At 43.5% G+C, this 22706-nt stretch carries 20 protein-coding genes and 1 riboswitch; of the genes, 11 read left to right on the top strand and 9 right to left on the bottom strand.

Going from position 1 to position 22706, the window contains the following annotated elements; all coding sequences use genetic code 11:
• Positions 1-418: 418 nt before the first annotated feature.
• Complete coding sequence (locus OCU30_RS05440) at positions 419-2650, top strand: NADP-dependent isocitrate dehydrogenase (RefSeq protein ID WP_077313270.1); 2232 nt, start codon at positions 419-421, stop codon at positions 2648-2650.
• A gap of 139 nt (positions 2651-2789) precedes the next feature.
• Here the strand turns inward: OCU30_RS05440 and cspD are convergent, their stop codons facing one another.
• On the bottom strand, positions 2790-3011 hold the full coding sequence (gene cspD / locus OCU30_RS05445; protein ID WP_077313268.1) for a cold shock domain-containing protein CspD: 222 nt from the start codon (positions 3009-3011) through the stop codon (positions 2790-2792).
• A gap of 474 nt (positions 3012-3485) precedes the next feature.
• On the opposite strand from cspD, the gene clpS reads away from it, so the two are divergent.
• Positions 3486-3806, top strand: coding sequence for an ATP-dependent Clp protease adapter ClpS (clpS, locus tag OCU30_RS05450; protein WP_077313266.1), 321 nt, complete (start codon positions 3486-3488; stop codon positions 3804-3806).
• Positions 3807-3856: 50 nt separating this feature from the next.
• Positions 3857-6127, top strand: coding sequence for an ATP-dependent Clp protease ATP-binding subunit ClpA (gene clpA, locus OCU30_RS05455; RefSeq protein ID WP_077313264.1), 2271 nt, complete (start codon positions 3857-3859; stop codon positions 6125-6127).
• Between the two features lie 165 nt (positions 6128-6292).
• On the opposite strand, the gene infA is transcribed toward clpA, so the two are convergent.
• From infA to aat, 3 genes are all read right to left on the bottom strand, one after another.
• Positions 6293-6511, bottom strand: a complete 219-nt coding sequence (infA, locus tag OCU30_RS05460; protein WP_077313262.1) for a translation initiation factor IF-1 — start codon at positions 6509-6511, stop codon at positions 6293-6295.
• 82 nt (positions 6512-6593) lie between these two features.
• Positions 6594-7295: an arginyltransferase gene (locus tag OCU30_RS05465; protein WP_077313260.1), complete on the bottom strand. Its 702-nt coding sequence runs from the start codon at positions 7293-7295 to the stop codon at positions 6594-6596.
• Positions 7292-8029, bottom strand: coding sequence for a leucyl/phenylalanyl-tRNA--protein transferase (gene aat, locus OCU30_RS05470; protein WP_077313258.1), 738 nt, complete (start codon positions 8027-8029; stop codon positions 7292-7294). Before aat ends, OCU30_RS05465 begins: the two co-directional genes overlap by 4 nt.
• A 30-nt stretch (positions 8030-8059) precedes the next feature.
• On the opposite strand from aat, the gene OCU30_RS05475 reads away from it, so the two are divergent.
• Positions 8060-8524 (top strand): outer membrane lipoprotein, encoded by a 465-nt coding sequence (locus tag OCU30_RS05475; RefSeq protein ID WP_077313256.1) that lies wholly within the window; start codon positions 8060-8062, stop codon positions 8522-8524.
• Positions 8525-8687: 163 nt separating this feature from the next.
• Positions 8688-9968 (top strand): 3-phosphoshikimate 1-carboxyvinyltransferase, encoded by a 1281-nt coding sequence (gene aroA / locus OCU30_RS05480; RefSeq protein WP_077313254.1) that lies wholly within the window; start codon positions 8688-8690, stop codon positions 9966-9968.
• Positions 9969-10012: 44 nt separating this feature from the next.
• Here aroA and OCU30_RS05485 read toward each other — a convergent pair whose 3' ends face one another.
• Positions 10013-10264: a DUF2498 family protein gene (locus OCU30_RS05485; protein WP_077313252.1), complete on the bottom strand. Its 252-nt coding sequence runs from the start codon at positions 10262-10264 to the stop codon at positions 10013-10015.
• A gap of 326 nt (positions 10265-10590) precedes the next feature.
• Here OCU30_RS05485 and topA point away from each other — a divergent pair, with 326 nt between their 5' ends.
• The 4 genes from topA (at position 10591) to OCU30_RS05505 (ending at position 17296) form a co-directional block, all read left to right on the top strand.
• Complete coding sequence (gene topA / locus OCU30_RS05490; protein ID WP_077313250.1) at positions 10591-13218, top strand: type I DNA topoisomerase; 2628 nt, start codon at positions 10591-10593, stop codon at positions 13216-13218.
• Between the two features lie 438 nt (positions 13219-13656).
• A complete protein-coding gene (gene glgC, locus OCU30_RS05495) occupies positions 13657-14874 on the top strand; it encodes a glucose-1-phosphate adenylyltransferase (protein WP_077313248.1) in 1218 nt (405 codons plus the stop codon).
• The gene (gene glgA / locus OCU30_RS05500; RefSeq protein WP_077313246.1) at positions 14864-16333 is read left to right on the top strand and encodes a glycogen synthase GlgA; all 1470 of its coding nucleotides are present in this window, start codon (positions 14864-14866) and stop codon (positions 16331-16333) included. Before glgC ends, glgA begins: the two co-directional genes overlap by 11 nt.
• A 138-nt stretch (positions 16334-16471) precedes the next feature.
• Positions 16472-17296 carry an alpha/beta fold hydrolase gene (locus OCU30_RS05505; protein ID WP_077313244.1) on the top strand — a complete coding sequence of 275 codons (825 nt, stop codon included), beginning with the start codon at positions 16472-16474 and terminating at the stop codon, positions 17294-17296.
• Here the strand turns inward: OCU30_RS05505 and OCU30_RS05510 are convergent.
• The 3 genes from OCU30_RS05510 to purR all read right to left on the bottom strand — a co-directional run bounded on the left by OCU30_RS05510 (position 17293) and on the right by purR (position 19676).
• Positions 17293-17616, bottom strand: coding sequence for a putative signal transducing protein (locus OCU30_RS05510; RefSeq protein WP_077313241.1), 324 nt, complete (start codon positions 17614-17616; stop codon positions 17293-17295). The genes OCU30_RS05505 and OCU30_RS05510 overlap by 4 nt on opposite strands.
• 105 nt (positions 17617-17721) lie before the next feature.
• Positions 17722-18309 carry a TfoX/Sxy family DNA transformation protein gene (locus tag OCU30_RS05515; protein WP_077313698.1) on the bottom strand — a complete coding sequence of 196 codons (588 nt, stop codon included), beginning with the start codon at positions 18307-18309 and terminating at the stop codon, positions 17722-17724.
• A gap of 111 nt (positions 18310-18420) precedes the next feature.
• Positions 18421-18519: riboswitch (cyclic di-GMP riboswitch) on the bottom strand.
• A 155-nt stretch (positions 18520-18674) separates the two neighbouring features.
• Positions 18675-19676: an HTH-type transcriptional repressor PurR gene (gene purR / locus OCU30_RS05520; protein WP_077313239.1), complete on the bottom strand. Its 1002-nt coding sequence runs from the start codon at positions 19674-19676 to the stop codon at positions 18675-18677.
• A 448-nt stretch (positions 19677-20124) separates the two neighbouring features.
• On the opposite strand from purR, the gene torR reads away from it, so the two are divergent.
• A complete protein-coding gene (torR, locus tag OCU30_RS05525) occupies positions 20125-20832 on the top strand; it encodes a two-component system response regulator TorR (RefSeq protein WP_077313237.1) in 708 nt (235 codons plus the stop codon).
• Positions 20833-20959: 127 nt separating this feature from the next.
• On the opposite strand, the gene elyC is transcribed toward torR, so the two are convergent.
• The gene (elyC, locus tag OCU30_RS05530) at positions 20960-21808 is read right to left on the bottom strand and encodes an envelope biogenesis factor ElyC (protein ID WP_077313235.1); all 849 of its coding nucleotides are present in this window, start codon (positions 21806-21808) and stop codon (positions 20960-20962) included.
• A 115-nt stretch (positions 21809-21923) separates the two neighbouring features.
• Between elyC and cmoM the strand changes: the two genes are divergently transcribed.
• Positions 21924-22703 (top strand): tRNA uridine 5-oxyacetic acid(34) methyltransferase CmoM, encoded by a 780-nt coding sequence (cmoM, locus tag OCU30_RS05535; RefSeq protein ID WP_077313233.1) that lies wholly within the window; start codon positions 21924-21926, stop codon positions 22701-22703.
• The last annotated feature ends 3 nt before the right edge of the window (positions 22704-22706 follow it).

Below are 22706 nucleotides of genomic sequence, written 5' to 3' on the forward strand. Positions count from 1 at the left end.
GGGAGTTCGCTTTACGTTATGATTTCGAGAATAAAATCACGTGCGTCGACATCAAGTCAGTGATGGTATATTGTCGATAAACACTGAGTGTCGATACGCGGTTTATGACGGTTTTTCTCGGTATGTTTGGTTAAAACACGGCGAAATCATATCATGCTTAGTCATGTTGGTCGCTGAGCATACCGAATTATAAGCGTATTTGTCACTCAGACCAATACGCCGCGTCGCGTCACCGCGCTTGCTCAAGGATGATATTGATAGTTATCGTAATTTCAAACTCTCCTCATGAGTCACGGAACGTGCGACAGTATAACGAGCAAGGGGTGGAGAGGATCACCAATCAACGGTGATGTCCTGCCATACAGAACCAAGCAACACGGTAGCGATATCGTGTCATCAGAACATATAGGGAAAGTTCATGCCTACACAGAAACCAACGATCGTTTATACGATCACAGATGAAGCACCGGCTTTAGCAACCTACTCATTTTTGCCGATCATTCGTTCATTCACTGCTTCGTCTAACATCGCTATTGAGACTCGCGATATTTCACTAGCGGGACGCATTCTTGCCAACTTCCCAGATAGCCTCAAGCCAGAGCAACGCGTGACCGATGCATTAGCTGAGTTGGGCGAACTTGCGCAAACGCCTCAGGCAAATATCATTAAATTACCAAATATTTCAGCGTCGGTTCCTCAGTTGTGTGCGGCCATTAAAGAATTGCAAGATAAAGGCTATGCAGTCCCTAATTATACCGCTGAACCTAAAACCGATGCGGAAAAAGCAGCGAAAGCGGTTTATGACAAAATTAAAGGTAGCGCCGTAAACCCTGTGCTACGTGAAGGTAACTCAGATCGCCGTGCTCCAACGTCAGTGAAAAATTATGTACGTAAAAATCCACACTCGATGGGGCAATGGTCTGCGGACTCCAAAACGCACGTTGCCAGCATGGATTCTGATGATTTCTTCGGCTCAGAAACTTCACTAACGCTGGACAAAGCAACGTCAGTATCGATCGAGTTTGTCGGTAAATCGGGCGAGAAAAAGACACTTAAATCAGCTTTTCCATTGTTGGATAAGGAAATCATTGATACATCCGTGATGAACAAGAAAGCACTCATGGCGTTTTTTGAACAGCAAATTGCTGAAGCAAAAGAGCAGGGGGTTTTATTGTCGTTGCACTTGAAGGCCACCATGATGAAAGTGTCGGATCCGGTGATCTTTGGTTATGCAGTTAAAGCGTTTTTTAAAGACGTATTTGATAAATACGCTGATACCTTCGAGAGCTTGGGCGTTGATGTGAATAATGGCCTTGGTGATGTGTATGCCAAAATTGCGCAATTGCCAGCCAGTGAACGTGCCGAAATCGAAGAAGCCATTGCAGCCGTCTATCATACTCAGCCAGAGCTTGCGATGGTCGATTCAGATCGTGGTATCACTAACTTGCACGTCCCGAGTGATGTGATTGTCGATGCATCTATGCCTGCAATGATTCGTTCGGCAGGACAAATGTACGATACCAATGGCGGCCAAAAAGATACCAAAGCGATGATTCCAGACCGCTCTTATGCGGGGGTTTACCAAACAGTCGTTGATTTTTGTAAGCAGCATGGCGCGTTTGATCCAACCACCATGGGGAGTGTTCCTAACGTAGGTTTGATGGCGCAAAAAGCGGAAGAATATGGTTCGCATGATAAAACGTTTATCTTAGACAACGACGGAACAGTCAACGTTGTTGATGACCAAGGTAACGTGTTGCTTTCACAATCAGTAGAAGCGGGTGATATCTTCCGTATGTGTCAGGTTAAGGACGCACCAATCCAAGATTGGGTAAAGCTGGCCGTGACTCGTGCTCGTGCCTCGCAAACGCCGGCGATTTTTTGGTTAGACGCCGAGCGTGCGCATGATGCTGAACTGATTAAAAAAGTACAGAAATATTTACCTAACCATGATACTGATGGGTTGGATATTCAGATCATGTCGACGGTAGATGCCACCCAGTATTCTCTTGAGCGCATTAAAGCCGGTAAAGATACCATCTCGGTAACCGGTAATGTGTTACGTGATTACCTGACGGATTTATTCCCAATTCTAGAGTTGGGGACGTCGGCCAAGATGCTGTCTATTGTGCCGCTTATGAACGGTGGTGGTTTGTTTGAAACAGGAGCGGGCGGTTCAGCGCCTAAGCATGTTCAACAAGTTGAAAAAGAAAACCATCTACGTTGGGATTCATTAGGCGAATTTCTCGCTCTGTCAGCATCATTGGAGTACATGAACCAAGATGGCACGCACAGTAAAGCTCAAGTGTTGGCAGATACTTTAGATCAAGCAACAGGTCGCTTCTTAGACGAAAATAAATCACCGTCACGTAAAGTTGGAGAATTGGATAACCGAGGCAGCCATTTCTATCTTGCAATGTACTGGGCACAAGCGCTTGCAACACAAACTAAAGATAGTGAGTTAGCGGCGCAATTTAAATCTGTGGCTCAGGAGCTTGAAGCGAATGAAGCGAAGATTGTGGATGAGTTAAATAAAGCACAAGGTGTCAGCACCAATATTGGTGGTTACTACTATCCAGATTTCGCGAAAGCGTCGGCAGTCATGCGTGCAAGCGAAACTCTGAATCATATTGTTGATGCTTTGCAATAGATTGTTGGCCGTTCGCGGTTACTCTTTAATATGCACAATAAAAAACCCGCTTAGCGGGTTTTTTATTGTTGTGAAGTCAATGTCTAACTCAGTATTGCGCTCATCGAAGTGCGATGGGGGAGTCATGGCATGACTACATCTATTTGGATGCCTCACCTCCAATTGGTACAACAGTACTTGCGTGGTAACCTTTAGGGCCTTCTTCCACTTCATAAGAAACTTGTTGACCAGCCTTTAGTGTACGGTAGCCTTCCATTTGAATGGTTGAATAGTGCGCAAAAATGTCATCATTTGTGCCTTCAGGACAAATAAAGCCAAACCCTTTTGCATTATTGAACCATTTTACTGTACCTGTCGCCATGCTTACATCCCTCATGCATTGTTTCTATGGGGTGACTGTAACCAACATTATCATTGGCTCACAGTGACTCGCTCACCCATCTACGCTTAAAATGAGTCACTCTTCGACCAATTTAGCTAATGATGACAGACAGTCAATAGTAGAATTGCAGAAAATTTGTTCATTTTGAGCTTTGGTCACGCTTATGAGATGAAGTTTTTGTGTTAACTGTTGATTTTTCGTTATGTTTGCTTTGAGATGAAGAACTTGCTCAGGCACAGTTAGGCGTCATAACAATCACATTTGTGCATGAAGATAGGGCAGTGATCACAATCAGCATCTTTTATTTGCAGGGGATAGATTGGTGCATTAGTCTTTTTATTAAGGGCAATGGGTATTGGTGCTCTTAAGTGTTCATTCTCGTTGTACATTGGCATTGCACTGATTGTTCTGACAGAGCACAATAGAGATAGGTAGCACTCACACGATACAATTATGAGTAATAATTTTGAATGGGTTACTCCAGGCTCGGATTTACTGGAGAAAGAAAAAACGGCGTTAAAGCCGCCATCGATGTACAACGTTATTTTAAATAATGATGATTACACCCCGATGGATTTTGTTATCGAGGTTTTAGAGCGATTTTTCTCAAAAGATATTGAACAAGCAACACAAATTATGTTGGCCGTACATTATGCAGGAAAAGCGGTCTGTGGCACCTTTTCTGCTGAAGTGGCAGAAACCAAAGTCGCTCAAGTTACGATGTATTCCAAAGAGCACGAGCATCCATTGCTCTGTACAATGGAGCAAGCGTAACATCATAGAACAGATGAAAAATACTGTGGTTGTTTCTTTAAGGAGGCTTTATGCTTAACAAAGAACTAGAATCGAGCTTGAACGGTGCATTTGCACGAGCTCGAGATAAACGACACGAGTTTATGACCGTGGAGCACCTCCTTCTTGCGTTGTTAGAAAACGACGCAGCTAAGGAAGCATTAGTCGCGTGTCAGGCAGAAATAGAAACGTTACGCCGTGAGCTTGACACTTTCATCGACCAAACGACGCCGCTTATTCCGGCTGATGATGAGGCGCGAGAAACACAACCTACCTTGAGTTTTCAGCGTGTATTGCAACGCGCGGTTTTCCACGTTCAATCTTCAGGGCGTAGTGAAGTCACTGGCGCTAACGTTTTGGTGGCCATTTTTAGTGAACAAGAATCTCATGCTGCATATCTATTGAAAAAAAATGATGTTAGCCGTTTAGATATTGTTAACTTTATTTCGCACGGTATTACCAAGGCATCAAGTTCTAGTGAAGATCCTTCTTCAGATGCGTTTGGCCCAGAAAATGCGGAAGAAGCGGGGGGTGAAGAGCGTTTAGAGAGTTTTGCAACGAACTTAAATCAATTGGCTAAGCAAGGTCAGATTGATCCCTTGATTGGTCGTGATAAAGAATTAGAACGCACTATTCAAGTGTTGTGTCGTCGTCGTAAAAATAACCCACTATTGGTGGGAGAAGCTGGCGTCGGCAAAACGGCGATTGCTGAAGGTCTCGCATGGAGAATAGTGGAAGGCAATGTCCCTGATGTCATTAAAGATAGCGTAATTTATTCTTTGGATATTGGTTCGTTATTAGCGGGAACCAAATATCGCGGTGACTTTGAAAAACGTTTCAAAGCCATTTTGAAACAATTGGAAAAAGAAAAAGATGCAGTATTGTTCATCGATGAAATTCATACCATCATCGGTGCGGGGGCAGCATCGGGAGGCCAAGTTGACGCGGCCAACCTAATTAAACCGTTATTAAGTAGTGGAAAATTACGCTGTATCGGTTCGACGACGTACCAAGAACACAGCAATATTTTTGAGAAAGAGCGTGCATTGTCACGTCGCTTTCAAAAAATTGATGTAGTTGAACCATCGGTCGATGACACCGTTAAAATTTTGGCGGGTCTCAAGTCTAAATACGAAGCCCATCATGATGTTCGCTACACCAATAAAGCGTTGCGTGCTGCCGTAGAACTGTCAGCGAAATACATCAATGATCGTCATTTACCTGATAAAGCCATTGATGTGATTGATGAGGCTGGCGCTCGTATTCGCTTATTACCGGTGAGCAAACGCCGTAAAACGATTGGGGTTTCAGAAATTGAATCCATGGTCGCAAAAATGGCGCGTATCCCAGAGAAATCGGTATCATCTTCAGACAAAGACACGTTAAAAGTGCTCGATTCGAAAATGAAGATGATGGTGTTTGGGCAAGATGATGCGATTGACGTGTTGTCTGAATCAATCAAACTGACTCGAGCAGGATTGGGCGCGGATAATCGTCCTGTTGGTTCATTCTTATTTGCGGGCCCGACAGGGGTCGGTAAAACAGAAGTGACTGTACAATTGGCGAAAGTGCTGGGTATTGAGCTGCTACGCTTTGATATGTCTGAATATGGTGAGCGTCATTCCGTCAGCCGTTTAATTGGTGCACCTCCTGGTTACGTAGGTTATGATCAAGGTGGTTTGTTGACTGACGCCGTGATTAAAAACCCTCATGCTGTTGTTCTGCTTGATGAAATTGAAAAAGCGCACCCAGATATATTTAACTTGCTATTGCAGGTGATGGATAATGGTACTCTGACTGACAATAATGGACGTAAAGCGGATTTTCGCAATGTAATTTTGGTGATGACAACCAATGCGGGGGTCGCGGAAACCGTGAAGAAATCTATTGGTCTTATTCAGCAGGATCACAGTCACGATGCGATGTCAGAAATCAAAAAAGTGTTTACCCCTGAGTTTCGCAACCGCCTAGATCATGTTATTTGGTTTAATAATTTAGCGGAATCGGTGATTGCTCAAGTGGTTGATAAATTCATTGTTGAGTTGCAAGCGCAACTGGATCAGCGTGGTGTTTCATTGGAAATTTCTGAGGAAGCACGTAACTGGCTGGCTCATAAAGGTTATGATCGTGAAATGGGCGCTCGTCCAATGGGACGTGTTATTCAAGAGCAATTGAAGAAACCGTTAGCGAATGAGTTGTTGTTTGGCTCACTAGTCGATGGCGGAACCGTACGGGTTGCTCTAGAAGGGGATAGTTTGACCTTTGACTATCAAGGCTCTAAACAAGCCGCTCAGGTAGACTGATGCCACTTAATTAAACAGTGATAAACAATAAAAGCGTGCTGAGGCACGCTTTTTTTATAACATCAACTCAACTATCTGTTGATTGATAAAGGAACTCGTGTCGCGTAAATACAAAAAAGCAGGGTACTCGCCCTGCCTTTTTGTGTAACAACTGAGAATCAGAGATTAACGTGCACGGAAGACGATACGTCCTTTTGAGAGATCGTACGGAGTCAACTCTACAGTTACTTTATCGCCAGTCAAAATACGGATGTAGTTCTTACGCATTTTGCCAGAAATATGAGCAGTAACAATATGGCCGTTTTCCAGCTCGACACGGAACATTGTGTTTGGAAGAGTATCAAGGACAGTGCCTTGCATCTCAATAACGTCTTCTTTAGCCATTTAATCCTCTTTAGAAATTAGGCAATTTTTAACGGCAGCAATTGTGCCCTTAAAAGGTCAATAAGTAAAGTTGTGGCGTATTCTACCCTTGCCAACGCTGATTTACTAGCCTTTGGTGAGCGTTAAAGCGCACTTTGTAGTTCATCGCGGGGCATTCGTCTATTTGGTAACCTAAATAGAGCCACTGTAAATCTTGTTTTTTACACATTTCGATTTGATAGAGTACGCAAAGTGTACCAAGTGATAAGGGTATATCTGGATCGAAAAATGTATAAAATGCACTTGCGCTATTTGTCATAATGTCAGTTATTGCTATGGCAATAAGTTGATGATTATCGTAGACATGTAAATAGCGAGTGTTGAGCCAATCGCACTGCGCAAATGCGGCGAAATTTTCTCGATTTGGTGGGAACATACTACCATTACGATGGCGGGTATTGATATAGCGTGCATACAAATTGAACCAATTTTCGTCCATTTTTGGCTTTAATTCCCAATGAAAGGTCGGTTTCGCTTTATTAAGCAATCGTTTTTGGCTTTTAGAGGGCGTGCTACTAGGAATGTCGATACGCAAAGCTTCACATGCTTGGCAATTGAGGCAATGAGGTTGATAGATGACATCGCCACTGCGACGAAACCCGTTCGCCAAAAGTAATTCAAACTTATCTGGCGTTTGTAAGCTTGCATCGATCGCCACGGCTAGGCGTTCTTGTTGTTCCGGTAAGTAACTGCACGTATGCGGTGTCGTTAAACCGATCCGAATATGTTGCATGTCCGAATTCATGATGAACCCTTGTCAGATATCGACGTTGTTGAATGTGTTAGCCAGCGAGGTTGTAAGTATTGGCTATCGATGGCGTTATCCCTTAAACATAGCAAAATTTCTAAAAATTGTTCCCGAGATAGCTCTTGTGCCCCCAGTGACGCAAGATGAGGATTCATAACTTGGCAATCGATCCATTGTCCGCCTAATTGCTGGAAGTACTCACAAAAATGCCACAGTGCGATTTTGGATGCATTATCTCGTAGGCTGAACATGGACTCACCACAGAAAATTTGTCCAATCATAATGCCATATAAACCACCAATCAGCTCACCATCAAGCCAAACTTCAACAGAATGACAATTGCCTTGTAGGGCTAATTGTTGATAGGCATGACGCATATCATCGTTGAGCCAAGTCTCGCTCGCAGGCCTGACCGCCGCACAGAATTCAATAACTTGAGAAGTGGCGCGATTTAGGCTCACGGTATAATTTGACTTTTTATGAAATTTTTTAAGACTTTTGCTCGGTTTGAATGTCTTAGTATTAAACACAGCACGCGGAGCAGGGCTCCACCATAGAATGGGTTCTCCCGGGCCGTACCAGGGAAAAATACCAGAACGATATGCGGCGACTAAACGTTGTGGGTGTAAATCCCCACCAATTGCGAGCAATCCGTTAGGTTCGTCGAGGGCATCATGTGGTGCTGGAAACGTATAGTCGTCTGGTGCAAGTTCGGTTAAGTAAATTGTCATACACAACCCATTATCCATAAGGAGACGAAAATGAAAAAGTGGATTTGGATAGTAGTCATTTTTCCACTATTTGCCAATGCCGCTTATCAGCGTAATCAAGCGCGGCCCGTAAATAAAGTCGTATTCGGTGCGGTACAAACCGTGCGTTATATTTCTGACAAAACCGTGGAACAAACCAAGACCAGCCATAGTGGTTGGGAAACCTTACTTGGCGCGGCTATTGGTGGTGTGATTGGCCATCAGTTTGGTTCAGGGCATGGCAATGACCTGGCGACAGTTGTTGGGACGGCGGCAGGCGCTGGCGTTGGTTATACCCAATCGGCAGACCCAATCTATCGTCAGCAAGACAAGCTGGTTGAGCTGCTGATTAAGACCCATGATGATAAGCTCATCGATGTCATCCAAGATGTGGACCCTAACATGCTATTTGGCTCAGGCGATAGTGTCCGTATTTTGTATTTTGATGAGGGCGTTCGCGTTGATAAAGAAATGTAATAGAGGGTACTGATGGGACTTTAGGCGAGGGGAAATGGGCATGTATCACTCCAGATTGGGACTAGCATCGCCTCGCGTTTTTCGTTAATCTGCAGACATGAAGAATTTATCTGCCCATGGCTAATACTCATCTATTTGGGCGGAGCAAGGACAAGAGCAATAAATGGAAAGCCTGACCTTAGAACCAATTAATATTATCCAAGGAACTGTGAATCTTCCTGGATCAAAAAGCGTATCCAATCGCGCACTTTTGCTAGCTGCGCTAGCAAAAGGCACGACTCGTTTAACCAATTTGCTAGACAGCGATGATATTCGCCATATGTTGGCAGCGTTGCAACAAGTTGGGGTCGATTATCAGCTATCAGCGGATAAAACAGAGTGTACGGTACACGGGCTTGGGCAACCATTTTCGACCGAGACACCACTTGAACTCTTTCTCGGAAACGCGGGAACGGCAATGCGCCCATTGGCGGCAGCGTTATGTCTTGGCCACGGAGACTATGTATTGACCGGTGAGCCTCGCATGAAAGAGCGCCCAATTGGCCACCTTGTCGATGCATTACGCACGGCTGGGGCGGATATTGAATATTTAGAAAATGAGAATTACCCACCACTTGCGATTCATAGTACTGGATTGAAGGGGGGGGAAGTCGTGATTGACGGTTCTATTTCTAGCCAGTTTTTAACCGCATTTTTGATGTCGGCTCCATTTGCAGATAACGATATTACAATTGTGATTGAAGGGGAGCTTGTTTCTAAGCCTTACATTGATATAACTCTCGACATCATGCGCCAATTTGGTGTTGTGGTTGAAAATAATCACTACCAAAGCTTTGTCGTAAAATCTGGGCAACAATATGTTTCTCCTGGGGATTTCTTAGTCGAAGGTGATGCCTCATCGGCCTCATATTTTCTCGCTGCTGCAGCGATTAAAGGCGGCTCGATTCGTGTGACAGGGATCAGCAAACACAGCATTCAAGGGGATATTCGCTTTGCAGATGCTCTGGAGAAAATGGGTGCATCGATTGAGTGGGGCGAAGATTATGTTCAAGCCACTCGCGGTCATCTCGATGCCATTGATATGGATTTTAATCATATTCCTGATGCGGCAATGACGATTGCCACCACGGCGCTATTTGCCAAGGGAACGACTTCGATACGTAATGTGTATAATTGGCGAGTTAAAGAAACTGACCGTTTGACGGCAATGGCAACAGAATTACGTAAAGTCGGCGCCATTGTTGAGGAAGGTGACGATTATATTACGATTACACCACCAGAGGTATGCGAGCATGCGGCGATCGATACTTATGATGACCATCGTATGGCGATGTGTTTTTCTTTAGTGGCATTAAGTCAAACGCCAGTAACGATTAACGACCCTAAATGTACGTCAAAAACGTTTCCTGATTACTTTGATAAATTCAGACAATTAAGCAGTTAATAGCGATATTTATAACAACACAATAAAAGCCTCACCAGAGGCTTTTATTCGTTTTGCAGCGTAAATTTATCGGAAAACTCATGGGCGAGATACTTAAACATGTTGAAAACAGCAGGTGTTTTGGTCGTAGGTAAGCCCTGTTCATCTAAAAAATAGTGGCCTTTAAAAATTAAAATCTCATTGTTTTCTTCGACATCGGTAGCGCGCATCCCTTCAATATAATGTTCATGATCTTGGATGGTTTGATTAGCAATCATTAATAAATCGCGTTTGGATATGACGTTTTTTTGTGACATAAGTGATATTTTCTTGTAAATCATAAGGTAACTATAATTAAGATAAAGTGTGAGTACTTTGACCGCGCGCAATAAATACGTTGTCTAGGCTGTCAATCCTTATATATCAGTCGTTTGTCGTGAGTCGTCGACGGCTCTTATTATGGCGATAAAAGTCGGTTTTTTGGTTTGTGTTATGCGACGAATTGTCGAACAAATAAAAGGCTTTTTAAAAAAACATGTTGATCTTCTTGTAATCTGCCTCGATAGTAAAAAAAGAATCAACATTGTAGAACATCATTGCGATGAACCATTCGCACTATGGTTAAGGACATTTGAATCAAATTATGGGTAAATCACTCGTTATCGTAGAGTCTCCAGCCAAGGCCAAAACAATCAACAAATATCTTGGCAAAGACTTTATCGTAAAGTCTAGTGTCGGTCATGTCCGCGATCTACCAACCGCAGGGCAGTCGACAGGCGGAAAAAAAGCAGCACCTCAATCCACGAAGCATTTAAGTGCAGAAGAAAAAGCACGGGTAAAGAAAGAGAAAGAACGTGCCGCACTCATTAAGAAAATGGGTATTGACCCTTTTCATGATTGGGAAGCGAACTATCAGATCTTGCCTGGTAAGGAAAAAGTCGTCTCCGAGCTACAGAAATTAGCGAAAGACGCAGACGCTGTCTATCTCGCAACGGATTTGGATCGCGAAGGGGAAGCCATCGCTTGGCACCTTCGTGAGCTCATCGGTGGCGATGAAGAGCGATACAAACGGGTTGTGTTTAATGAAATCACTAAAGGCGCCATTCAACAGGCGTTTGAAACACCAGGCGAATTAAACATGGACGGCGTTAATGCACAGCAAGCGCGCCGTTTTATGGACCGTGTGGTTGGTTTTATGGTGTCTCCGTTGCTGTGGAAAAAAGTAGCCCGTGGTTTATCGGCAGGGCGAGTGCAATCCGTCGCCGTTAAACTTTTGGTTGAACGTGAGCGTTCAATCAAGGCGTTCACTCCTGAAGAGTTTTGGGATATTCATGCCGACACGTTAACATCGAGCGATCAAGCGTTCCGTTTGCTGGTGGCACAGAAAGATGGTGCAGCATTTAAGCCAGTCAACGAAGCGCAAGCAACCGATGCATTAACTGAGCTTGAAAAAGCACGTTATGAAGTCTGCAAGCGTGAAGATAGGCCCACAAGCAGTAAGCCAAGTGCGCCATTTATCACCTCGACTCTGCAGCAGGCGGCCAGTACTCGTCTAGGCTATGGTGTGAAAAAGACCATGATGCTCGCTCAGCGCCTCTATGAGGGCGGTTACATTACTTATATGCGTACTGACTCAACTAACTTGAGTCAAGAGGCTGTGAGTAACGTACGGGAGTATATTACGGCAGAGTTTGGTGATGCTTATTTGCCAGAAAAGCCGAATGTTTATGGCAGTAAAGAAAATGCACAAGAAGCGCACGAAGCGATTCGTCCTTCAAGCGTATCAGTGCTGGAATCTCAGCTGGAAGGTATGGATAAAGATGCGCATAAATTGTATGCGTTGATTTGGAATCAGTTTGTCGCGTGTCAAATGACGCCAGCAAAATATGATTCGACCACGATTAGTGTCAAAGCAGCTGATTATACCTTGAAAGCGAAAGGCCGTATTTTGAAGTTTGACGGTTGGACTCGTGTACAGCGTCCATTGGGTAAAAATGACGATCAAATTCTACCGGCGGTTAAAGTCGGGGATGAGCTGACTCTACAGACCCTTGAACCCAAGCAGCACTTTACTAAGCCGCCGGCGCGCTTTACAGAAGCAGCACTGGTTAAAGAGTTAGAAAAACGAGGCATTGGTCGTCCATCTACCTACGCTTCGATTATCTCAACTATTCAAGACCGCGGTTATGTCAAAGTGGACCAGCGTCGTTTTTATGCGGAAAAAATGGGCGAAATCGTCACTGATCGTTTAGATGACAGTTTTGATGATTTAATGAATTACGATTTTACCGCACGTATGGAAGAGAAGCTTGACCAAATTGCAGACGGTGAAGTGAATTGGAAAGGCATGTTGGATAGTTTCTTCTCTGATTTCAGTGAAAACCTAGCACAAGCTGAACAAGATGAAGAACATGGTGGCATGAAGCCGAACCATATGGTTGAGACAGATATTGATTGTCCGACATGTGGCCGTAAAATGGTCATTCGTACCGCTTCCACCGGTGTGTTTTTAGGGTGTTCTGGTTATGCATTACCGCCTAAAGAGCGCTGTAAAACAACCATTAATTTAGGTGATGAAGACGGCGTTGTTAACGTGTTGGAAGAGGACGTAGAAACCGCAGCGTTGCGCGCGAAAAAACGTTGTCCGATTTGTGATACAGCGATGGATGCCTATCTTATTGATGAAGAGCGTAAACTGCATGTTTGTGGTAATAATCCTAACTGTGAAGGTTATGAAGTCGAACATGGTGAGTTTAAGCTAAAAGGTTATGATGGCCCTGTGGTCGAGTGTGACAAGTGCAGTTCAGACATGGTCTTAAAAAACGGTCGTTTTGGTAAATATATGGCCTGTACGAATGACGAATGTACTAATACTCGTAAGATACTGCGCAACGGGGATGTGGCGCCACCTAAAGAAGATCCGGTGCATTTTCCTGAGTTTCCTTGCACACAGTCAGATGCCTACTTTGTGTTGCGTGATGGTGCGTCTGGTTTGTTCTTTGCGGCCAGTAATTTCCCTAAATCCCGCGAGACGCGAGCACCGCTAGTCCAAGAGCTAGCACAGTACAAAGAACGCTTAGCAGAGAAGTTTAAATACCTTGCTGATGCGCCGCAAAGCGATCCCGATGGACTACCTACCGTTGTTCGTTTTAGTCGTAAGTCTAAAGAACATTATGTTAGAACGGAAAATGAAGGCAAACCTTCTGGTTGGACTGCCGTCTATGTGGATGGAAAATGGGAAGTAACGGACAAGCGTAAGAAAAAGAAATAGCCAATCCGTTTCTTTTTGATAAAAGAGTAGCATTTATTGCTGCTCTTTTTTTTTGCTACCGTACTCGCATTTTTTATATGATTTCATTCTGTTATCAGAAAAATTGCAAAAATAACTCACTATTTTCAATATGTTGACTACTTTTATAAGAGCGCTTAAAAATTCTGTATCGGTATAGCAAGGCCTTATTACAAGGGCTTGTCGGTTCAGTAGGGCAGTGGAAAACGGCGGGACTTAAGCAATCAAACCGTTATCTATACGAAGTATGCAAATGAGAGGACACACAATACTCCGATACGTAATCATTCAGTCGGTGATTGTGTCTCATTCGATGTGCGAAATGAAAGTGAGCACAGTAATCTGCATAGAAAATGGAACGTCACGTTGTTGTCTTTATCAAAGATGAACAAGCAGCGATAAAAAGTAATGGAGAAAACAATGGCTGGTGTACTAGGTATGATTTTAGCTGGAGGTGAAGGCAAGCGCTTGATGCCTTTAACTGGAACTAGAAGTAAACCATCAGTACCTTTCGGTGGCAGTTATCGATTAATTGATTTCGCACTCAATAATTTTGTGAATGCCGATCTCTTACGTGTTTATGTATTAACACAGTTCAAGTCGCAATCCTTATATTTACATATGAAGAAAGGCTGGAATGTTGGTGGTGTAACGGATCGGTTTATTGACCCGGTTCCCGCACAAATGCGTGACGGTAAACGTTGGTATGAAGGCACAGCAGATGCTATCTATCAAAATTTACGCTTTATTGAATTAGCTGAGCCGGACGAAGTGTGTATTTTTGGCTCTGATCATATCTACAAAATGGATATTCGTCAGATGCTTGAGTTCCATCGTCAGTCTAACGCCCAGTTAACGGTATCGGCAATTCGGATGCCAGTCGATAAAGCGAGTGATTTTGGAATTATTGAAATTGATACCGAAGGACGCATGATTGGCTTTGAAGAAAAACCGCGTCATCCCAAATGCATTCCAGGCGAGCCTGAATGGGCGCTGGTATCAATGGGGAATTATATTTTCAATACGGACAGTTTATACCGTGAGTTGGGAATTGACTCTGAGGATCCGCAATCAAGTCACGATTTTGGCAATGATATAATTCCTCGTATGTATCCGAAGGGTGAGGTCTATGTGTATGACTTTTCGAGTAATAAGATTAAAGGTGAACAACACGATAATTATTGGCGCGATGTCGGTACGGTAGAGGCGTATTGGGAAGCGCATATGGATTTACTGGGCGATGATCAAAAGTTTTCTTTGTATAATCGTAGTTGGCCGTTACACACATTTTATCCACCTTTACCGCCCGCAACTTTTGTTGATTCGTCTGAGCAAAAAGTGAAAATTACCGACAGCATGGTCTCTGGCGGCAGTTTTATTCATGGCTCAGATATTTATAAGTCAGTATTAGGTTATCGAACCAATATTGCGACTGGCTGTTGCATCAGTGAATCTGTTATCTTAGGGGATGTAAAAGTCGGTGCAGGGTGTACTATCAAGCGAGCCATTATCGATAAGGGGGTTGAGATCGCCCCAGGTACGGTAATTGGCGAAGATCTTGATGCCGATCGTGAACGGTTTAATGTATCACCCAGTGGAATTGTCGTTGTGGCAAAAGGAATGAAAGTTGGATTCTAATAATGACCAAATAAACCTCTGGTTTGTTGTCTCAGAAGCTCAAGGAATAGTGAAAAGTGGTGGGTTAGCGGATGTGGCGAAAGCTCTACCGAAAGCCTTAGTTGACTTAGGTCATCAAGTCGCGATCGTGCTCCCTGGTTATCAAAAAATTGCTGATAAAGAACAGTTTCCCGTTATTTTAGAAACCGAGCTGTCTCATTGGCCACATACCGTTTATCAAGTACGTCAAACACAGCTAGATGGTGTGACTGTCTACTTAATTGATTGTGATGCGTATTTTGAGCGTCCAGAGCTTTATGCTGAACATAACCAAGCATACGCTGATAATGGAGAACGGTTCAGTTTCTTTGCTGCTGCCAGTTTGGATGTATTGCCAAAACTTGATATACAACCTGACATTATTCATACCAATGACTGGCATACAGGGTTTGTTCCTTTTCTCCTCAAAACCCGTTACCGGCATGATGACTATTATGCCAATACGAAAAGTATTTTGACTGTTCATAATGCGATTTTTAAGGGGGTGTTTTCTTATCAAGAGCTAGAATGTATTCCTGAATTGAACCTCAATGGGATGGAGTTCTTGCGTTATGGCTCTGGTCAAGTGAGTATGTTGCGCGCAGGGATTGCCTTTGCTGATAAAGTGAATGCAGTCAGTGCGAATTATGCCAATGAGTTATTAACGCCACTGGGCGCACATGGTTTCGTTGATGATTTTGTTCGTCGAGCAAGGGATTTGGTCGGTATTGTTAACGGGTGTGATTACTCTGAGTGGAACCCAGAAACGGATGAGTATTTACCACAGCGTTATCATTGGGAGACCGAATCATTGCGTTCAGGGAAACATGCATGTAAACAAGCTTTGCAACGAGCGGTCGATTTACCCGAGCGAAGTGATGTCGCTGTTTTTGGCATGGTCTGCCGTTTAACGCATCAAAAAGGTTTCCATTATTTACTGCCTATCATTGAACAGTTTTTGCAAAATGATGTACAAATGGTGATTGTGGGGACGGGGGAACCGAATATAGCCGCCACTCTACATCAACTGGCTAATCGTTATAGCGATAAATTTATGTTCGTGGAGACTTACAGTAATGAGTTAGCTCATTTAGTTGAAGCTGGGGGCGACTTTTTCCTAATGCCTTCCGAGTTTGAAGCTTGTGGACTGAATCAAATCTATAGTATGGCCTATGGTACCTTGCCTATTGTTCGTGAAGTCGGCGGGCTAAAAGATACCGTCGTCGATTATGATAAGTTTCCGCAAGAAGCGACGGGATTTGGCTTTATTGAACCGACACCACACGCATTACTCATTGTCATGCAACGCGCATTATTATTTTATTTGCAGCAACCTGAGGCACTTTTAGAAGTGCAACAAAGAGCGATGCAACGAGACTTTAGTTGGCAAGAGTCTGCGGTGCAATATGTAAAAATGTACCGCAGTGCTTTAAGTGACTAACACACTCTCATCATGCGAGAAGAGGTGACGGACTGCACCTCTTTTCTGCAGACACTTCTGTTTATTAATGACGACGTTTATCTCGTTATAGCATTGTCTATGCTATGATTCTCGGTCTTTTGTCATTGTTGGATACTCATGCCGAACTCTCTACTATTTCACAAAGCATATCATCATCAAGCAAGCAGTGAGTGGGTGGTTTTCATTCATGGTGCAGGTGGCAGTTCATCGATATGGTTTAAACAGCTTAAAGCGTATCGCCAATACTTTAATGTGTTATTAGTTGATTTACGTGGTCATGGCCGCTCAGCAGAGACGACCAGTGGTCAAGCAGGGGAGTCTTACACGTTTCGTGGCGTGTCGGGAGATGTGATCGACGTGATGGACCGACTGAATATCACCCAAGCACATATTGTCGCGATGTCTTTGGGTACTTTGATCGGACACACAATGGCCCAGTATCATCCGCACCGTATCAAAAGCATGGTGCTGGGCGGGGCAATATTATCGTTTGATTGCCGTACACGATGTTTAATTAGCCTAGGTGACTGGTTTAAAAACCTAGTCCCTTACATGCTGCTTTATCGTTTATTTGCGTATATCGTGATGCCGACGGCAAGACAGCGTGAATCGCGCTGGTTATTTATTCGAGAAGCAAAAAAGTTGTGCCAAAGTGAATTTAAACGCTGGTTCCACTTAACCCGGTATGTCAATCCAATGATGACCACATACCGCTCGTGTATGCCGAGGATTCCAACGCTTTACCTTATGGGCGACAAAGACTATTTATTTTTAGAACCCGTAAAACGATGGGCTCAGCAACAGCCAATGAGTGAGCTTGTTGAGCTCAGTGATTGTGGTCACGTATGTAATATTGAGAGCCCGCAAAGGTTCAATCATCACTCGATTGAATTTATCCATCAGCATATTACCCGTGTGCGTGAGTCGCGTGTCACAAGCTAAGCATTTTCCACCAGGGCGCTGCCACATTGCCAACAAACGGCAAAGTGCCCTTCATTGGTTTCTTGGCATTGATGACAAATCCAGCTCGGAAAGACAGTCTCTGTTGAAGCGCTCTGAAATGTTGCAATGATCGCGCTGGCATCGTCAGCCTGAAAAGTATGGAAGAGCCAAATGTATGGCATAGAGTGCTCATCCATTGGTATTTCACCACGCAGTCCAAACCACTGTTCACCTCTGACTTCACAAGCAATATTCTCTGATTGTAGTAGTCCACAGACGATATGAGCTTCGGCGGGATTATGGGTGATGTAGATCTTCATTATGAACTCCTATTACTTGCTGTTTCAGTATAATAGGTGAGGGGGATTTAAAAAGTGACAGGCAATAAAAAAGCACTCAATAGAGTGCTTTTTAAACTAAATAAATTACAAGCGTTGCATGAGTTCATCACGGCGATTTTGCGGTATCACAGACCAATGTTGGCCTTCGATTGCGCCTTCTAGAGCCCACAGCAATTCAATACTGACGGTGGTCGTATGGGTATCTTGAATGGCTTTGTAAGCTTCTAATGCGCCTTTTTCATGGAGCATTTCAACGGACTCGATCCCCGCTTTACGCAGCATACGCTCGGTTGCTAATCGTAAGTTAGGTAAATCTTTAAGCCGCGTTGGTTTTGCCTTCGCTTGAGATTCACGCTCTTTCTTCGCCACAAGCAATGCTTGCTTAGCTTCTTGCAAAATATCATTGGGATTGTCCCAATAATCTTCAGGAAGAGCAAAATATTTAGTGATAACTGGGAAACCACGTTTTTTATAAATATAGGGTTCCAAGCCTTTCGATCGATAAATCTCTGCGCAATGATCGTCTGCGCGGATGTGTAATTTATCTTGAACGACCAATGCAAACATTGTGTCATCAACAAAAATACCAAATCCGCCGAACATTGAGCGAGATTTTACGCGTCCTAGAGATTCAAACAGACGCATTGAGTTTTTTAATATAGGTTTATCCATGCCTTTAGTCTCGGTGTAATTGAGATACGCCACCAAAATCAGGTCCGAGAGTATAGCAATACAATGCATATGTTTTGTCAGTGTAACGTAAACTTGCATTGTACATATTTCATCGGTAACCCCGCTACCTTTTAGATGACAGATACTGTCATCAAGCTAAGGCCGGAGGCTTTGCGTCCCAACCTTTCGATTGGTTTGCCCTGTGCGTGACATCTGGGTTTAATATAATTATTAAGAACTTACAGCAAGGGAACCAGAATTGTTCATCAAGTTCCCTAATAATTCTACGCGAAAGTCTTTGTGTAAATTGCTATCTATTATATGTACCAACATCCATAATGACACTAATGTTAATGAATATCAATTTACAATTTCTTTACAGTGTCACGGGTGATCAATTCTGGGTGCATTTCAAATGTACGACGATCATGCTGTTTGTTTTTGATTCGCTCTAGAAGAATTTCAAACGCGTTTTTCCCGACACGACGTTTAGGCTGATGGATTGTCGTCAGCGGGGGAGAGAAATACTCTGAGAGCTCAATATTATCATAGCCTACAATTGAGATATCATCAGGCACACTGCAGCCTTTTTGTTGTAAGCGGCTCATTAAGCCCAGTGCCATAGTATCATTGAAGCAAAATACTGCGGTTGGTAGCTCATCCATCGCTAACAACTTATCTGCGGCAAGGACGGCAGTGTCACATTCAAAGTTGCCTTCTAAAATCCAATCTTCGTTGACCGTTAATTTGGCTTCTTGCATTGCGCGGCGAAAGCCACGGATACGTTCTTGGCAAGCCACTTTCGAAAATTGTCCACTCAAACACGCAATGTCGGTATGGCCATTGTCGATGAGGTGTTTAGTTGCAATGTAACCACCTTCTTCTGAATTGTCCAAAATGTTATCGGCTTGAGAATCTTCTAATCCCCAGTCCATGATCACTTTAGGGATATCTGAGTGGGCGTCGAGCATTTCCATGAGTTCGGGCGTCATGTCAGAACACATCACTAACATACCATCGACGCGTTTTTCCGCGAGCATACGTACATAATCACGCTGCTTTTCATAGATGCCACCAGTGTTACACAAAATGAGCGTATAGCCTTGGCGGTAACAGTAGCTTTCCACTCCATCAATGACTTCAGAAAAGAATTGGTTGGTAGATTGGGTCACTAACATACCAATAGTACGGGTGGTATTGCATTTCAAACTTCTTGCAACGGCACTCGGTGCGTAGTTCAGTTGTTTTACAGCGCCTAACACACGCTCTTGGGTCGTTTCAGCCACAAAGCGTGTTTTATTAATTACATGAGATACGGTTGTCGTCGAGACGCCAGCGAGGCGGGCTACATCTTTGATTGTCGCCATTGGTTTTGTCCTATTACTGCTGCTGGCTAGGAAGGGTCAGATACTGAACTCAGCCAACAGTGGGTGCTTTTAAATAAGCCGATATGTATTAAAAAAACCGCTAACTAAGAGCGGCTTGATTGGATAATTTTTATTTTCAAACTAGCTGTGATTCTAGACTGCTCTCTGCAGCGCCGCAATGAAAAATTCATATTTGTTATATGTACTCCATGTCCACGATCTTTTCGTTAGTGGGTTAAGCGGATAAAAAGAAGCGACTCTTGGCCGTAGTGAGTTGCCACGCAACCCTCCTCGGTTTGGCGTCTTTATGGTCGCTATTGGATGAAAACCGAGGATTAGATTGTTTTGAATCAATAAAGGATAAGGTTTTAAAGCGTAACGCTAGAATTATTACGGACTATGAATAGAATGAAATCAGTGTGTATAGAACCGGAAATCAGTAGCGCTTATGAATTATCCGTTATTAGTTGTAGAAAGTGAGCAAGAGACGCGGCTTATTTTGGTCGATTACTTCCAACAGGAAGGATACGACGTGCTGTCGGCTGAGACCGGTATAGAAATGCGTGAACACCTAGATCGACAAGATTTTGATGTGGTTTTATTGGATGCACAATTATTATCTGGTGATAGCTTAATGATTACAAGAGAGCTACGCAGTCGATCCGATATGGGGATCATTCTATTAAACGGTCGAGAAGATAACATTGACAAAATTATTGGCTTAGAAATGGGCGCAGATGATTATATTGCTAAGCCATTTGAGCTGAGAGAACTTTTGGTTCGAGTGAAAAATTTAATGTGGAGAGTGTCTCGTTCACGTGAGCATGCTCCTTTAACTCAGCATGTCGATTGCCAACAAATCCAATTTGGTGATTGGTTTTTTGATATTCAACGTCGCTCGTTAAGCCAGCATGGTGAACCGATCAAGTTAACTAAGGCGGAATATGAGTTGTTAGTCGCGTTAGCATCGAATCCCCATCAAGTTCTCACTAGAGAGGCCATTTTAAACATGATTAGCCATCGTGTTGATACGCCAAATGACCGAACGATTGATGTATTAATACGGCGGTTACGTTCGAAAATGGAATGTGATCCGAAAACCCCACAAATCATTGTGACCATACATGGTGAGGGATATATGTTTGCTGGCACCTAAGGGTCAGTTATTCATTCCCTCATTCCTTGCTATCATGGTTGTTAGCAGGCTGTGAACAGAGTCCTGATAAACTCACGCCCCATAGAAAAGTCACTTATCGATGGGGCGTGGCGCGTTAACGTGTCCATTAACGTTGAGGCTTGGTTATTGGATCGGGCATATCTTCGGCGGTGGATGTTTCTGGCGATGCTGCCGGTAACGGTTCTGGTGTGGTGTTGAGCAGCCAATCCCGAAAATCATGCCATACACTCCCCATGGTTTCATACCAAAAACGCTCACTTTGCTCTAAATATCGTGCTTTGGGGGCGTATTTTTCCCATGGCTGACGAATATTCTTTTGTGCTAAGTAATTGGTTGGAGCTGGCAGTGGTTGAAGTCCTGCGGCGTGGAACTCTTGCAATGCCCGGTGCATGTGCGATGCCGATGTGACTAACACCATTTTCTTTTGTTGGACAAAAGCCGCGGCTTGGCGAGCTTCTTCCCATGTATCTTTGGCGGTTTCCAGTAAAATGATATCGGATTTAGGCACACCCAATCCAAGTGCAACTTGTGCCAACATTCTGGCATGGCTGAACTCACTCCCACCAGAATACCCAGACAAGATCAATTTGGAACCAGGATACATGCGGAAAATACGAATGCCTTCGGTTAAACGCATCAATGCCGTTCGGCTTAATTCTGATGTCGGCGGTAGTTGGTCATCGACGACATGCCCGCTGCCTAGCACCATGATGTAATCAATACTCTCATCAACGGGTAAAAAACCTTTATATTGACGTTCCAAAGGCATTAACAAGCGTGACGATACGGGTTGAAAAGACACCAAAAAAATACCGAGCAAAGAAAAGAGGACAATCACACAGCCACTCTTACGTTTCGCGGTAAACATAATCAATGATAAACCTAAAAATCCGATGATCAGCAACGCTGGAAGCGGCATAAATAGGGACGAAATAATTTTTTTCAGCTCAAACATATATAAATAGCCCGAAAAAGCAGCACTTGGCGTTAAAAAAGGATAAAAGCCTCTTTATTCCTGCCATTCCTATGACAGAATAACAGCACGATTAGTTATCATAACGCAAGCAGCCGTGACTAGAGATCGCAATTTCGACGATATTGCCCACAAATTCGCAAAAAATATCTATGGTTCTGACAAAGGTGAAATACGTCAAGTCATTGTTTGGGAAGATATAGTGCAATTGTTAACGCATTTTACTTCTAATGACAAGCCTTTAAATATCTTAGATGCTGGTGGCGGATTAGCACAGTTATCTCAAAAACTTGCCCACTTGGGTCACAAAGTGACACTGTGTGATCTGTCTGCCAATATGTTGAGCTTGGCCAAACAGTCGATTGAGCATGCCGGATTACAAGACCATTATCGTTTAGTGCATGCTCCAGTCCAGGAGATTGGCGATCATTTAGACCAGTCTGTCGATATGGTGTTATTTCACGCTGTGATGGAATGGTTAGTGGATCCAAAAGCCGCTTTAGAGACCGTATTGGCGCAAGTAAAACCAGGTGGCATGGCGTCAATCATGTTCTATAACTATCACGGTTTGGTGATGAAAAATACCGTTTGCGGTAACTTGCCACATATTTTGAACGGAATGCCACACAAAAAGCGCTTTAAGCTACAACCTCAACAAGGCTTGCTTCCCAATGATGTTTATACGTGGATAGAAAAAGCAGGCTTTAACATCTGTGGTAAAAGTGGCATTCGCTGTTTTAGTGATTACATTGGTAATGTGACTCATATGGGAGATTTTGAGCAAAAGGACGTCTTGGCGTTAGAACAAAAATTTTGCCGACAAGAGCCCTACCTCTCATTAGGCCGATACATACATGTATGGGCGCAGAAGCAATAATAA

It is taken from the genome of Vibrio palustris (assembly GCF_024346995.1).
GTDB classification, from domain to species: domain Bacteria; phylum Pseudomonadota; class Gammaproteobacteria; order Enterobacterales; family Vibrionaceae; genus Vibrio; species Vibrio palustris.

What these genes read in the sequence shown, in the direction of transcription:
- OCU30_RS05440 (WP_077313270.1), top strand. Translation starts at nt 419, where the DNA reads ATGCCTACACAGAAACCAACGATCGTTTATACGATCACAGATGAAGCA.
- cspD (WP_077313268.1), bottom strand. Translation starts at nt 3,011, where the DNA reads ATGGCGACAGGTACAGTAAAATGGTTCAATAATGCAAAAGGGTTTGGC.
- clpS (WP_077313266.1), top strand. Translation starts at nt 3,486, where the DNA reads ATGAGTAATAATTTTGAATGGGTTACTCCAGGCTCGGATTTACTGGAG.
- clpA (WP_077313264.1), top strand. Translation starts at nt 3,857, where the DNA reads ATGCTTAACAAAGAACTAGAATCGAGCTTGAACGGTGCATTTGCACGA.
- infA (WP_077313262.1), bottom strand. Translation starts at nt 6,511, where the DNA reads ATGGCTAAAGAAGACGTTATTGAGATGCAAGGCACTGTCCTTGATACT.
- OCU30_RS05465 (WP_077313260.1), bottom strand. Translation starts at nt 7,295, where the DNA reads ATGAATTCGGACATGCAACATATTCGGATCGGTTTAACGACACCGCAT.
- aat (WP_077313258.1), bottom strand. Translation starts at nt 8,029, where the DNA reads ATGACAATTTACTTAACCGAACTTGCACCAGACGACTATACGTTTCCA.
- OCU30_RS05475 (WP_077313256.1), top strand. Translation starts at nt 8,060, where the DNA reads ATGAAAAAGTGGATTTGGATAGTAGTCATTTTTCCACTATTTGCCAAT.
- aroA (WP_077313254.1), top strand. Translation starts at nt 8,688, where the DNA reads ATGGAAAGCCTGACCTTAGAACCAATTAATATTATCCAAGGAACTGTG.
- OCU30_RS05485 (WP_077313252.1), bottom strand. Translation starts at nt 10,264, where the DNA reads ATGTCACAAAAAAACGTCATATCCAAACGCGATTTATTAATGATTGCT.
- topA (WP_077313250.1), top strand. Translation starts at nt 10,591, where the DNA reads ATGGGTAAATCACTCGTTATCGTAGAGTCTCCAGCCAAGGCCAAAACA.
- glgC (WP_077313248.1), top strand. Translation starts at nt 13,657, where the DNA reads ATGGCTGGTGTACTAGGTATGATTTTAGCTGGAGGTGAAGGCAAGCGC.
- OCU30_RS05505 (WP_077313244.1), top strand. Translation starts at nt 16,472, where the DNA reads ATGCCGAACTCTCTACTATTTCACAAAGCATATCATCATCAAGCAAGC.
- OCU30_RS05510 (WP_077313241.1), bottom strand. Translation starts at nt 17,616, where the DNA reads ATGAAGATCTACATCACCCATAATCCCGCCGAAGCTCATATCGTCTGT.
- OCU30_RS05515 (WP_077313698.1), bottom strand. Translation starts at nt 18,309, where the DNA reads ATGGATAAACCTATATTAAAAAACTCAATGCGTCTGTTTGAATCTCTA.
- purR (WP_077313239.1), bottom strand. Translation starts at nt 19,676, where the DNA reads ATGGCGACAATCAAAGATGTAGCCCGCCTCGCTGGCGTCTCGACGACA.
- torR (WP_077313237.1), top strand. Translation starts at nt 20,125, where the DNA reads ATGAATTATCCGTTATTAGTTGTAGAAAGTGAGCAAGAGACGCGGCTT.
- elyC (WP_077313235.1), bottom strand. Translation starts at nt 21,808, where the DNA reads ATGTTTGAGCTGAAAAAAATTATTTCGTCCCTATTTATGCCGCTTCCA.